We start from the raw sequence: 13,498 nt of genomic DNA, 5'->3' as shown, positions 1-13,498 counted from the left end.
AATACGAAGGTAACATGATGCGTTTAATTTTAATTAGAACAAATAGGGGTTGATATAGATATGACTCTTCAATCCCTGCTTGTTTTGAAAACTAAATAAGGAGGTTTCTGATGGAAACCCTAGGAATTTTAGGTATTGTAGTTGCAATTATAGCTATTATTGTGATGGCTGTTAGAGGTTTACATATTGTTATTGCGGCTCCACTTGCCACATTAATCGTTATTTTAACGAATCGGATGGATATTTTTGCTAGTCTAATAGGACCAGAACAATCTTATATGGCTGGGTTAGCTGGCTTCTTAATTAATAACTTTGCTATCTTCTTGTTGGGGGCGATATTAGCCCAGTATATGGAGAAGAGTAATGCAACGATCTCCATTGCTAATTTTATTTTAAGCAAAGTTGGGCTTAAAAATAAATACGCAGTAATGGTAGCGCTATCATTGATTGCTGCTATATTAACCTATGGTGGAATTAGTTTGTATGTGGTGATGTTCGCGCTTGTACCATTAGCTAGACCGATATTCAAACGAATGGATATTAACTGGGAACTATTCCCGATTCCATTATTCTTCGGTATGGCGACATTTACTATGTCAATGTTACCTGGAGCACCATCTGTTCAAAACGCCGTCCCTACGACTGCTTTAGGAACAACATTAACATCTGCTCCTCTCTTGAGTATCGTAGCAACTATCGTGATGATTTTGTTTGGACTTGGTTATATGAAATTTGAGCTAAATAAAAGCATTCGAAAAAACGAAACATTTTACAGTTACTTAGGCGATAGTAAGCAAGCTGATTTGCCTGAAGAAGCTGAAGTGAATGAAGGTAATTTACCAAGTGTTATGTTGAGTTTAACGCCAATTATTAGTTTAATTGCGATTATATTAATCTTTAGTAAAGTACCACATATTATCTTAATTGCATTAACAGTAGCTATTATCTTAAGTGCAGTGTTATATAATAAGTACATTGAATCTCAAAACACTGTGCTTAGTAATGGTGCGGCCGGATCAGTTATGCCAGCCTTCTCTACATCGAGTTCGGTGGCTTTCGGTTCCGTATTAACGAGTGCCTCAGGATTTGCTATTATCCAAGATATGATTATGGCTATACCCGGTAATCCTATTATCGGCTTAGCTGTCGCATCATCATTACTCGCAGGTATAACGGGATCATCTTCTGGTGCGTTAGGTATTGTAATGGAAAGTTTTGCGCCTAATTACTTAGAAATGGGAATCAGTCCTGAACTTATTCACCGAGTTGCTGTTATAGCATCAGCGACATTAACGGCAGTACCACAATCTGGTGTAACAATTACGTTCAATAACTTAACAGGTTTATCAATTAGACGCGGATTTAAACACCAATTTATTATTATAAACGGTGGACATTTACTTGCACTGATTGCTGTATTGATTGTATCGGCGTTATTATATTAAAATCAAATGAGTATATATCTTGTTAATTAAAATAAATGTGGTATATTATAATCAACAATAACCAACGAAAGGACGAATCCAAATGAATTCTTTAACACAATTACAATTGAATCCATTTACAGTAAGCTTCTGGTGGAGTACAACTTCATCTGTGTGAAGCTTGATTCGTCATGCTCGCATAGATTTAAAAATCTATGCGAGTTTATAGAATAATAGTCTATTATTATCTATTTTAGAGAACCCGCTTAGATTTTTTTCTAGGCGGGTTTTTCTTTGGAATTGAATAATAATAATAGAGGGTGGAAAGATGAAACGTAAAATTGCTTATGGAGTGAGTCTATTAGTGCTCATTGGTCTTGTTTTCTCGGTTGCTACTTCGACGGAGACGACTGCAACAGAATCGGAACAGATATTGAACTTAGCAACAGCGAATGAACCCGTAGTTGATCCGGGATTAGCAACGGATAAAAATTCAGTCGCATTAATTGCGAATATCTTTGATGGGCTGACACGTCCGACAATCGAAGGGGATGTAGAACAAGGTGTTGCTCAGAGTTGGGATGTCAGTCAAGACCAATTAACTTATACGTTTCATCTGAGAGAATCCAACTGGAGTGATGGGACACCTTTAACTGCTAGTGACTTTGAATATGGATGGAAAAGGGTTTTGAATCCCGAGGTTGCCTCACCTGGTGCAGGTGAACTTTATATCATCGAAGGAGCAGAAGCTTATCATCAAGGTGAAGGGGCAGTTGAAGAGGTTCAAGTCGTGGCAGTGGATAACCTAACGCTGGAAGTGACATTAACTGAACCAATGCCACAGTTTTTAGAGCTTACGGGTAGATTACCTGAGCTATACCCGATTCCAGAACAGATTGTATCCCAGCATCCAGAGTGGGCTCAAAATGCTGGCGAATTATTTATCAATAATGGACCTTTCATGCTAAGTGAATGGAATCATCAAAGTGATTACACGATTGAGAAGAATCCAAATTACTGGGACAGTGATACGGTTCGACTTGATAAGGTATATGTTCAAGTCGTGGAATCTATGGCGACGGCTAATACGATGTATTTAAACGGTGACTTAGATTACTTAGGGATGCCTTTCCATACGATTTCACCTGAGATGATTGATATACATAAAGAATCAGGTGATTTAAACATGTCAGATATGGCAGCTTTTTATAATTATGCAATGAATACAAATGACCCTCATTTATCGAATGTTAATATTCGAAAAGCGCTCGCCTTGGCCGTGGACCGACAAGGGCTAATTGCTAATGTGACAAAAGCAAATCAAACAGCAGCATTGCGAATTGTTGGGCCGACCGCAACAAACGCGACTCAAGATGTAGCATATATTGAGGATGCTGACTATGATCAAGCGCGTAATCATCTAGAAAAAGGATTAGAAGAGTTAGGTTTAAGTGAACCAAGTGAATTACAACTTTCGATGTCAACCAATGTCAGCGAAGAACATTCAGCGGTCGCACAATTTGTTCAAGCTGGATGGAAAGAAGAGTTAGGTATCAACGTTGAGATAGAGACGACAGAATTTCAAGTTCATTTATCTAATATGAGTGAATTGAATTACCAATTAGGTCGACGCGGAGAAGGTTATGAATATTCTGATATCGCATCATTTTTAGAGCAATATTATTCGACAAACAATGGACGTAATCATACCGGCTGGGAAGATGAGAATTATCAACAACTAGTCGAAAAAGCAAGAGTAGAAACCGATTTAGAAAAACGAGAAGACTTATTATTAGAAGCAGAAGCGCTTTTTGTTGATGCCATGCCTATTGTTCCTTTGTATTTTTATACAAATGCATTTGTCGTTGGAGGTAACGTACATAATATGGAGATGGATACGATTGGTGTGATTCAGCTTAAAGATGTTTATGTAGAATAGGAGCAGTTCAATGAAAACACTATACAAACAAATTACAGACTATTTGACAGCGCAGCATGAAGAGATGGTGTCGCTGCTTAAACAACTCGTTAATATTGAAAGTGGGCCGGATCAACCTGAAGGTGTTGACGCCATTATAGAAATTTTTAAGCAAGAATTTGATCAACTTGGGCTAGTGTCTCGCACGGTTGAGATGGAGTATGCTGGTAGTACGATTGTCAGTATTTATACACCTGAAGATGTTGAAAACGACGCACCAATTGTATTAAGTGGACACATGGATACGGTATTTCAACCAGGGGTTTTAAGTGAGCATGGTTTTCGAATGGTGGACGACCGCTTTGCTAAAGGTGCTGGCATTGCGGATATGAAAGGTGGATTAGTAATTGCCCTTTATACATTGAAAGCATTAATTCATCTAGGTTATAAGAAACATCCAATCAAGATGTTGTTTATAGGAGACGAGGAAACATTGCACCGCAATTCAAATACGCGTGAGGTCATGTTAGAAGAGTTGACTGGTGCAAGCATGATGTTGAATTTTGAACCCGCTACAGAGCGCGAACATATCGGAGTAAGTCGAAAAGGTGGAGCGATGGTCACGATAGAAGTGGAGGGGATCGGTGCCCACTCAGGGGGCGGTGCTGCTACCGGACGAAGTGCTATCGTTGAATTAGCCTATAAAATAATTGAGTTGGAATCTAAAACTGATATCCAGCGCGGCAAACTGATTAACTGCGGGCTGATTGAAGGCGGCGTGAGTACCAATACAATTCCCGCTCACGCTAAAGCCAATATCGCTGCGCGTTTTTCTAATCAAACAACCAAAGATGAAATAATCAGAGACCTTGAAGAAGCAGTCGGTAATTCACACATTCAAGACACAACTGCACGTTACGAGATAGAATCTTATCTAGACGCGATGGAATTTACACCGGCAGTCGCACAATTTGCAGATCATTTTATAAGAATTGGATCTGATTGTGGTTATGGAGATTTAATAAAAAATAAAAGTGAAGGCGTGAGTGATGCATCACTTGGGGTTGTAGCTGGAGTGCCGACCTTATGTAGTATGGGGATTATTGGGTCTGGCGCGCATACGTTGGATGAAAAAGCTGATTTAGAATCATTGGTAAGTAAAGCAGTATTAGCAGTCAGCGGTATTATTGCATATTAATAAGAGCTGTTGGGAGCCAAGACTAATTGTCTGGCTTCTTTTATTTTAGAAAAATAGATTGGTGTATTCGGGACAAACTAATTTCTGTATGCGGGTCACTTCACACTAATCTTATCTTTCTGAACGAGTCCTAGAATTCTTCGCAATCATAGTGCGAGGCAATTGGCCTTACTTACTTATTTATTCCACTCAATTTAATATACTGTGAATGTACAAATGTTAGTTAACGAAGTCTATCCTCCCATACCAGAATCCATATGGTAGTTAACCGCCTTAATCAAACCAAACAATCAAACTCTTTTAAATGCTAGCTAGCTTTTTAACCCAACTATAATATAATACCAATATGACAATCAAATTGATTGAGATAGGTAGGGTGAGAGTGTGAAACGAAATGTTGATTATTTTAAAGATGGTTTAAAGGATTCGATTCCTTTAGCCATTGGGTATTTTTCGGTGGCTTTTACATTAGGGATTGCGGCGAGAAATGCTGGCCTTACTCCATTACAAGGATTCTTAAGTGCTTTATTACTAAATGCGTCGGCTGGGCAATATGCTGTGTATAGCTTGTTTGAGTCGAATGCACCTTTTGTGGAAGTGGTATTAGTCACGCTTGTTGTGAATGCTCGATACATTTTAATGAGTTTAGCATTGAGCCAACGTGTTCATCCAGATATCCCAATGAGACACCGCTTCTTAATTAGTTTAGGTATTACTGATGAGTTATTCGGACTATCAATAGCGGATAATAAATTCGTTCAACCTTACTACTACTATGGAACGATGACATCACTATTATGGTGGGCGATTGGGAATTTTATTGGTGTCATCGCTGGAAATATACTCCCGTTGAGTATTGTGAGTGCGTTAAGTGTGGCTTTGTATGGGATGTTTATTGCTGCGGTTATTCCTTCAGTAAAAGTGAATCGGACGATTGCTTTTTTCGTTGTTGTTTCTTATGTAGCGAGTTTTACTGCTGATGTTATTGGTCTTGTGGAACGTTTTTCGTCTGGAATCGTGACGATCGTTTTGACAGTAATTATCGCAAGTGTTGCAGCAATTAGATATCCGATTGAAGATGAGGTGATCCATGATGAATAGCGTGTATTTTTATCTACTCCTCAGTGGAGCAGTACTGTATATGATGCGAGTCATTCCAATGACTTTAGCTAGAGGGCAAATTAAACACTCATTTATTCGGTCGTTTTTGTATTATGTTCCATATGTTACTTTATCAGTTATGACTTTCCCAGCTATTTTACAAGTGACGCAGACACCTCTATCTGGACTGGCAGCATTAGTTGGTGCCATTTTAATGTCTTGGCGAGGCGCTAATTTAATTCAAGTGGCAGTCACAAGTTGTATGCTTGTTTTTATCGTGGAATTGATTTTAATTTAAGTGATAGTTGAATCATTTCTCTCTCTTTCATCAAACTGGTAAGATAGCGATATAGCATTGAGAGAGGAAGAGACGATGACTGATAAGACAAGCATGCTAATTCAAGTATATTCAGAAATTGGTCGGTTGAAACGAGTAATATTACATCGCCCAAGTATTGAATTAGAAAATTTAATTCCAGCTAATCTTGAAGCGTTACTATTTGATGACATACCTTATTTGGAGGCGGCGCAAAAAGAACATGATGCATTTGCTCAAGTATTAAAAGAGAATGGCGTCGAAGTACTTTACTTAGAGAAATTAGCTGCAGAAGCTATTGACAATGGGAATGTGAGAGAAGAATTTATTGAGGAATGGTTGAGTGAATCAGGCTTAGAACCGGGTGCTCATTACCATGCTGTTAAAGAAAAGCTGACAGCGATTGAAGATTCTTACGAGCTGATACTCAAGACAATGACAGGATTTAGAAAAGATGAAGTCAAGGTTGAAGAAGGTACAACTTTGATTGATACTTTGGATAGAGATTATCCTTTGTTAATTAATCCGATGCCGAGTTTATACTTTACTCGGGACCCTTTCGCGACAATCGGGCAAGGAATTTCTTTGAATCATATGTATTCTGAGACGCGCAAACGAGAAACAATATATGGAAAGTATATCTTCCAATATCATCCAGTTGTCAAAGATAACTCCGTCCCTTTGTATTATTTCCGAGATGAATCGACTTATATTGAAGGTGGAGATATCTTAGTGCTATCTGAGGATGTCTTAGCGATTGGGATTTCGCAGAGAACGGACGCGCGTTCTATTGAGAAGCTTGCAAAAAATGTCTTTGAAGATACAGATTACAGCCAAGTGCTGGCTTTTCTCATTGGAAGTAACCGAAAGTTCATGCATTTAGATACAGTTTTTACGATGGTTGATTACGATAAATTCACGATTCATCCTGAAATAGAAGACCAATTAAAAGTGTATACGATTACAAGTCAAGACGGCGAAGTGAAAATCGAAGAGGAAACCGCTCCATTAGAAGAGATATTAGAAGCAGCTCTCAACATTGAGAAAGTAACACTTATTCGTTGTGGGGGTGAAGACCCAGTAGCTGCGGCGCGTGAGCAGTGGAATGACGGGGCCAATACATTGGCGATTGCACCAGGCGAGTTAATTGTTTACGACCGTAATCCAGTTACAAATGCCTTGCTTGAAGAAGCAGGAATTAAATTACATAAAATCCAAGGAAGTGAATTAGTCCGTGGTCGAGGCGGACCGCGTTGTATGTCGATGCCGATTTACCGAGAGCGGTTTTAATTCATATCACTGGAGTTTGAAATGGTCATTGAACGATTTAATAAAATTCAAACCCATACATTCTTCATCACCATCGTAGCGGGTGAAGATAATGTTGGTGTTTATATACCACATTTAACTTGATTGCTTGGAACAGGTATTTTAATCGGTGTTTTTTTTACAATTGGTATCGCCATAATGTCTGCATTAAATGCACTTTCGATGATTAACGAAATGATTGAAAAATACGTACGAATTATTTTAGTACTTGTATTTACGCCACTAAGTTTTTATATAAAGGTTAAGAATAGAACCTTACAACATATATAGTCCATCTTAGTTTGGAAAATTAAATAATAAAAAACGAGTATAGCCACTGTCATGCAAACAGCAAGCGATACTCGTTTTTATTATAATTGAATTTAGTCATTCACGACTTCTGCATATTTAATATTGTGTTGAGGGTCGACTTTCGACACTCCAGTTTGTTTTTCATAGAAATTATCAAATAAAGTCATCGCAACCGTAGTTAAGACACCAATTACTGCCGCGTCGTCAACAAAACCTAAGGGACCAAAGATATCTGGCAGGACATCCACGGGGAAGATCGTATAGGCTAGGGCGACACCGACCATACCTTTAATATATAGTGGTGTTTCTTTTTTGAATAAGGCTTTGACAAATTTACCTAAAGTTGTTTTTGAATTTTTATTTGCTTTCATTAATACACACCCTTTCTTGACTATATACATTATAACGCTAAGGATTGATTCGGATATCAGTCTTAAGGATGATATTTAATTGTGACAAGATTATGCCAAGAAAATAAGAATTGATTTAAAATACTTTCTCAGAAAAGCGTGATAAAAGATTGTACCATAGTATTTGTGTTAAAATAGCAGTAACAAATAAACTGAGGAGGCAAAGGATGGCAAGGAAATATATTGTAGAAGATTTTGATGCGAATGGTGGCGTGTTTAAAACACAAATGACAAAGCTGTACCAAGAAATTGCCGATTACGCGAATAAAAAAGGTTTAACAATTATAAAAGTCAGTGATATGGATGAAAAAGGCCGTTGTGCGGTCATTTTTGAAGAAATTTAATTACTTAAGTTCGTTTGTGTATAATTATATGGCACAAGCGAATTTTTTTAATCAAAATACTTATGCACATGTTCATAATTTGCAAATAACTTTTCATTTTATCAACATATCCACACAACACCTGTGCACAGTATATTGTTTTAGCTCTGCGGATGTAAGTGCTATACTTAAGATATCGAAAAACAATTTTAAAAAAAGAGTGAGAGGTGAATCGAATGACAAAAAAGTAAAAAATATTTTGCTGGAGCGACTGAGTATCATTGAAGCGCGGTACGTGGATTTTTCTAATAATCCTTTTGATAGCGATATAGCACATGATTTGCGAGTGAGCATAAGAGAATTGCGTGGTTTATTGAACTTTATCAAACCGATTATCGGTGAAGAGACGTATGATTCAATGAATGCGCCGCTTCGCGAAGCAGCGCAAGTATTTGGACCTATTCGCGAACTCGATGTATTGACTGAATTTACTGAAGAAGTTGCTTTAGAACAACCAGATTTAAGTGAGTATTTTTATGATGCGTTTAATTTATTAGGCAAAGAACGCCGGAAAGAAATGCGTCGCATATTTAACGTGACGAATGTTGAACTAGTCAAAGACGCGTTAACAACCACTAAAGAAACGCTTGAAGAATTAGAGTTGGATAAAGATTTTGATTGGGATAAATATGTTGCTAAACGCTTAGAGAAAAAGAATGATAAATTGCAAAAAGCGTATGAAGAAGTGGATCTCGAAGATTATGAAACGGTTCATGATATTCGAAAAGATGCTAAGAAAAATCGCTATGCAGCAAAATACTATAAAAATATAACATCCAAAAAAACTAAACCGTATAAAAAAGCAGCCGAAGCCATTCAAGATAAGTTTGGTGAAGTGACTGATGTGCATGTGAATTACGACTTATTAACAGACTTTGCTGATCAGGTTGAGGATAAAGATGTGAGAGAGTTATTCTATCAAATTCGTGATATTGCTCAAGAAAAAATAATAGTCACCGAATAAAAGGAGAATGAAATTGGATTTATTTAAAGCACTCGTTGTACGAAAAGAAAACGACGACGTAAGTTATGAAGTTGAATCAATAAAGCAAGAAAATTTAGACGAAGGTTCAGTTTTAATCAAAGTTCACTATTCATCACTGAATTATAAAGATATGTTAGCTACTCAAGCAAATGGTGGCGTGATTCGTCGCTACCCAATGATTCCAGGGATTGACTTAAGTGGAGAAATTGTTAAAACGACAGATGAATCTTTTGAAGTTGGACAAGAAGTACTGATTACAGGATACGATTTAGGTGTGAATCACACGGGTGGCCTAGCCCAATATGCTCAAGTGCCTTCTGAATGGATCATTCCGGTGCCAGAAAATCTAACTTTAAAAGATGCTATGACTTATGGGACAGCTGGTTTCACAGCAGCCCAATCTGTTCGAGCACTTGAACAGCATGGTATGGATCCGAAATTGGATCAACGAATTTTAGTCACTGGAGCTTCCGGTGGCGTAGGGAGTATTGCCTTAGCCATCCTAGTCAAAGCCGGCTACCAAAACGTTACAGCAATGATCCGTAAAGACTATCAGGAAAAAGTTGTTAAAGATATTGGCGCGCATCAAATCTTATGGGCAGATGATATTGGCGAGAAAAAAGCCCTTGCTTCTCAAAAATACGACTACGCCTTAGACACCGTCGGAGGCGATGTTGCCGCAACTCTCATCTCGCAAATTCAAGAAAAGGGAAGCATGAGTTTATGCGGAAATGCGGCGGGAGTAAAATTAGAAACAACCGTCTTGCCATTAATTCTCAGAGGCATTAACTTACTAGGGATCAACTCAGTCAACGCTTCTCAAGAAGAACGCGAAACAATCTGGAACAACTTGGCGGATTCATGGAATGTTGTTGATAATTTAAACGCGAAAACAATTAAACTAGATGACGTTTCTGAAACAATCACCGCCTTAAAAGAAGGTTCACACGTTGGTCGAACAATTGTAGAGATGAATTAGAGATTACATAGAGAACCGTAATTTGAGAAAATTATGGTTCTCTTTTTTTGAAAATGCAACTCAAGCCAAATGGATGTGCGGTTTGTCTTTAGATAGCCTAACTCAAGCTAAATGAAATTGCTATTTGACTTGAGCCAGCCCCAAATCCCAAGACCTGCTTCCGCCAGCATAGCGGAAATTAATTAAACATCTTATCCAGTAAATATTTTCAACTCAACAACTATTATGATAATATTAGCAGATGAGAGCGTGTTCGAAATCCAAATATAATTAATGAGAATGGAGCTGTTTTAGTGGAGCCAATTTTTTTAAAACCAGTTTTACAAGAGAAAATTTGGGGTGGCAATAAGTTAGAAAGCGAATTTAACTTCGATTTACCAAGCGACCGTATTGGTGAAGCCTGGTCAATTAGTGCGCATCCAAATGGCGTTTCGACCATTGAATCGCCGGATGAATTTAAAGGTATGGCCTTTGATCAATTTTACGAAGAGCACCGTGAGTTCTTTGGCGAATTAAATGATGATGTCTTTCCATTATTAGTGAAGATACTGGACGCGAAAGAAGACTTATCTGTTCAAGTGCATCCAGATGATATTTACGGAAAAGAGCACGAAGGTGAATTAGGTAAGACAGAGTGCTGGTATATTATCGATGCTGAGCCTGGAGCGCAAATCGTTTATGGACATAATGCGGAGTCCAAAGAAGAGTTCCAGCAACTGGTTGAAGAAGGGCGCTGGGACGAGTTACTGCGCCGAGTGCCAGTGACGCCGGGCGAATTTTATTATGTGCCACATGGAACGATTCACGCCATTGGTGGGGGTGTCATGATATTAGAAACGCAACAAAGTTCAGACACCACTTACCGCGTGTATGACTACGATCGTACTGACAATCAAGGGAAGCAACGTAATTTACATATCCAACAATCTATTGATGTGTCGCTGATTCCTCATCAAGACCCTGAACAAGTGGCAGAAGTGAGCCAACAAGAGGGTGGCGCGATGACGCATTTTCTAACGAATGATTACTTTAAAGTCTTCAAATGGGATGCGACAGGCGACTTAGAAATTCCTGTCTCTAACACTGTTTATTTAGCAACGGTGATCGATGGCAGTGGGGAACTCATTGTGAATGGAAAAACCTACCCACTAACCAAAGGAGATTCCTTTGTAACGCCAGCTTCAGCATCTGACATCCAAATAAAAGGGAGCAACTTAACCTTAATCGCATCAAACCCAGTTTATTAATTCAAATAGGAGTGATTAAATATGACATTACTAGGAGCAATTGAAGCAGGTGGCACTAAATTTGTCTGCGCTGTTTCAGATAACGCATTAAATATTATTGAACGACTGTCGATTCCCACAACGGTTCCGGAAGAAACCATGGAAGCCGTAGTAGATTTTTTTGGAAAATACGACGTCGACAGCTTTGGGATTGGGTCTTTTGGTCCGATTGACGTCAATCCAGCTTCAGAAACATATGGTTACATTACGTCTACACCTAAACCAGGTTGGAACCAATTTGATTTTGTAGGCTATTTGAAAAAAGCGTTTGGTAAACCCATTTACTGGACGACCGATGTGAATGCGGCAGCTTATGGCGAGTACAAATTAGGAGCTAGCAGAGATATTCCAAACAGTTTGTATTTAACGATTGGTACAGGAGTTGGAGGGGGCGCGGTCATTAATGGCGGCATTTTCAATGGGTATTCTCATCCGGAAATGGGGCACATCAAAGTTCAAAGACATCCTGAAGATACGGGAGAGGGCTCGTGTCCTTATCACGGTGACTGTTTAGAAGGACTCGCAAGTGGATCTGCTATCGAGAAGCGATTTGGTAAAAAAGGGATTGATTTACCTAAAGACCATAAAGCATGGGAGTTCACGGCTTATTATTTAGCTCAAGCCTTGATGAATTATTCGCTAGTCTTATCACCGGAGCGAATTATCTTAGGTGGAGGCGTAATGAAGCAAGCCCATCTACTACCTATGATTCAAGCAAAATTAGAAGAATTAATGGCCGGCTACTTAGCTTTACCACCGATGGCCGAGTACGTTCAAACACCTGGTTTAGGAGATAACGCTGGAATAACAGGTTGTCTATTATTAGCTCAGAAAATATTAAATTAAAAAAACTCAGTAACGACCGAATTTCGGCTCCGTTACTGAGTCTTATTTTCTCGCATAATGTCAGAACTAATGCGACGCGAATCAAAAATTTGCCCGACCTCAATAATATGTTCTAAGTTGACGTCATAATCGTGTGTAAATACCATTGCATAAAGTAAATTTAATAAGTAAATAATTGATGTGTTGGAAGTAAAATTCGCAATCTTTGAATAGAGCTTTTCCCGTGTTGTAATATGTAAAGTAACGTCACTCAAATTAGAAATCGTATTGTCGCCAATACTTGTCAGACTAATAATGGATGAGCCGCGTTCACGCAACATGTCAATGCATTTTAGCATAATATCATTCTCTCCCGTATAGGAAATGACGATGGCGCACGTGTCTTCCGTTGAATGGTAAGCTTCGTAATCAATGTAGTGATACGTCGATGCAATCGACACGTTTCGATTAATTCGGCGCATTTTAGTGACAAAATCTTGTGAAATCATTGCATTTGTATGACTTCCGAAAATTTTAATTTCTTTGGCTTTCAATAATTTTTCTTGAGCTCGCATTAAGTTTTGATAATCTAATAAAGAAAGCGTATCTTGAATCGTATTGTGCTCAAGGGTGGCTAGCTTATTGGCTATAGAAAGTAAGTTATCTTGCTTTTCAAATGGGAGGTTTGCGTCAATGGAATTATAATTACTATTTAAATAGTGCCATTCCTTTAAATAGGCATCTTTTAGGTCGGTCCAACCTTTAAAGCCGAGCTTTTTCGCTACACGAATTAAACTTGTCGGGTTCGCGTGTGTTATTTGAGCTAGAGCAGTGGTGGTCATGTTTTCCAGTAACTGTGGGTTTTCGGTCATGTAGTCGACTAAGGTTTGTTCGGCATCAGAAAAATGTTCAGACTTCATTTGTTCGATAATTAGCATGATAGTCTCCTAACTTCATTTTATTTAATCATATAGGAATTGAGTGATTTTCACAACATTTAGTATATTTTGTGTCACCCTTACACAAGGAAAATGTGAAAAGACCATTGATTTG

General features: G+C 38.4%; 13 protein-coding genes. 11 read left to right on the top strand and 2 right to left on the bottom strand.

Annotated elements, in window-relative coordinates; genetic code table 11:
- The first annotated feature begins 110 nt into the window (after window positions 1-110).
- From ACEN4N_RS01450 to arcA, 6 genes are all read left to right on the top strand, one after another.
- Window positions 111-1,445, top strand: coding sequence for a GntP family permease (locus ACEN4N_RS01450; protein ID WP_407089302.1), 1,335 nt, complete (start codon window positions 111-113; stop codon window positions 1,443-1,445).
- Window positions 1,446-1,752: 307 nt separating this feature from the next.
- The gene (locus ACEN4N_RS01445) at window positions 1,753-3,363 is read left to right on the top strand and encodes a peptide ABC transporter substrate-binding protein (RefSeq protein ID WP_407089303.1); all 1,611 of its coding nucleotides are present in this window, start codon (window positions 1,753-1,755) and stop codon (window positions 3,361-3,363) included.
- Window positions 3,364-3,373: 10 nt separating this feature from the next.
- On the top strand, window positions 3,374-4,540 hold the full coding sequence (locus ACEN4N_RS01440) for a M20/M25/M40 family metallo-hydrolase (RefSeq protein ID WP_407089304.1): 1,167 nt from the start codon (window positions 3,374-3,376) through the stop codon (window positions 4,538-4,540).
- A gap of 384 nt (window positions 4,541-4,924) precedes the next feature.
- A complete protein-coding gene (locus ACEN4N_RS01435; protein ID WP_407093548.1) occupies window positions 4,925-5,641 on the top strand; it encodes an AzlC family ABC transporter permease in 717 nt (238 codons plus the stop codon).
- A complete protein-coding gene (locus tag ACEN4N_RS01430) occupies window positions 5,631-5,939 on the top strand; it encodes an AzlD domain-containing protein (RefSeq protein ID WP_171031310.1) in 309 nt (102 codons plus the stop codon). The genes ACEN4N_RS01435 and ACEN4N_RS01430 overlap by 11 nt, the downstream gene beginning before the upstream one ends.
- 75 nt (window positions 5,940-6,014) lie before the next feature.
- Window positions 6,015-7,247, top strand: coding sequence for an arginine deiminase (gene arcA / locus ACEN4N_RS01425; RefSeq protein WP_407089306.1), 1,233 nt, complete (start codon window positions 6,015-6,017; stop codon window positions 7,245-7,247).
- A gap of 401 nt (window positions 7,248-7,648) precedes the next feature.
- Here the strand turns inward: arcA and ACEN4N_RS01420 are convergent, their stop codons facing one another.
- Window positions 7,649-7,948: a YkvA family protein gene (locus tag ACEN4N_RS01420; protein WP_407093547.1), complete on the bottom strand. Its 300-nt coding sequence runs from the start codon at window positions 7,946-7,948 to the stop codon at window positions 7,649-7,651.
- A gap of 206 nt (window positions 7,949-8,154) precedes the next feature.
- Between ACEN4N_RS01420 and ACEN4N_RS01415 the strand changes: the two genes are divergently transcribed.
- The 5 genes from ACEN4N_RS01415 to ACEN4N_RS01395 all read left to right on the top strand — a co-directional run bounded on the left by ACEN4N_RS01415 (window position 8,155) and on the right by ACEN4N_RS01395 (window position 12,466).
- Entirely contained in the window at window positions 8,155-8,331 is a 177-nt protein-coding gene (locus ACEN4N_RS01415) for a hypothetical protein (protein WP_197104304.1), read from the top strand.
- Between the two features lie 199 nt (window positions 8,332-8,530).
- Complete coding sequence (locus ACEN4N_RS01410) at window positions 8,531-9,334, top strand: CHAD domain-containing protein (RefSeq protein ID WP_407093546.1); 804 nt, start codon at window positions 8,531-8,533, stop codon at window positions 9,332-9,334.
- Between the two features lie 7 nt (window positions 9,335-9,341).
- Window positions 9,342-10,334: a YhdH/YhfP family quinone oxidoreductase gene (locus ACEN4N_RS01405; RefSeq protein ID WP_407093545.1), complete on the top strand. Its 993-nt coding sequence runs from the start codon at window positions 9,342-9,344 to the stop codon at window positions 10,332-10,334.
- Between the two features lie 293 nt (window positions 10,335-10,627).
- The gene (gene manA / locus ACEN4N_RS01400) at window positions 10,628-11,581 is read left to right on the top strand and encodes a mannose-6-phosphate isomerase, class I (protein ID WP_407093544.1); all 954 of its coding nucleotides are present in this window, start codon (window positions 10,628-10,630) and stop codon (window positions 11,579-11,581) included.
- Window positions 11,582-11,602: 21 nt separating this feature from the next.
- Window positions 11,603-12,466 (top strand): ROK family protein, encoded by an 864-nt coding sequence (locus tag ACEN4N_RS01395; protein ID WP_407089311.1) that lies wholly within the window; start codon window positions 11,603-11,605, stop codon window positions 12,464-12,466.
- A gap of 32 nt (window positions 12,467-12,498) precedes the next feature.
- Here the strand turns inward: ACEN4N_RS01395 and ACEN4N_RS01390 are convergent, their stop codons facing one another.
- Window positions 12,499-13,383: a MurR/RpiR family transcriptional regulator gene (locus tag ACEN4N_RS01390; RefSeq protein WP_407089312.1), complete on the bottom strand. Its 885-nt coding sequence runs from the start codon at window positions 13,381-13,383 to the stop codon at window positions 12,499-12,501.
- Between the last annotated feature and the right edge of the window lie 115 nt (window positions 13,384-13,498).

It is taken from the genome of Ruoffia sp. FAM 20857 (assembly GCF_045528645.1).
GTDB lineage: Bacteria > Bacillota > Bacilli > Lactobacillales > Aerococcaceae > Ruoffia > Ruoffia halotolerans.
This window is presented reverse-complemented; position numbering and strand designations above follow the sequence as displayed.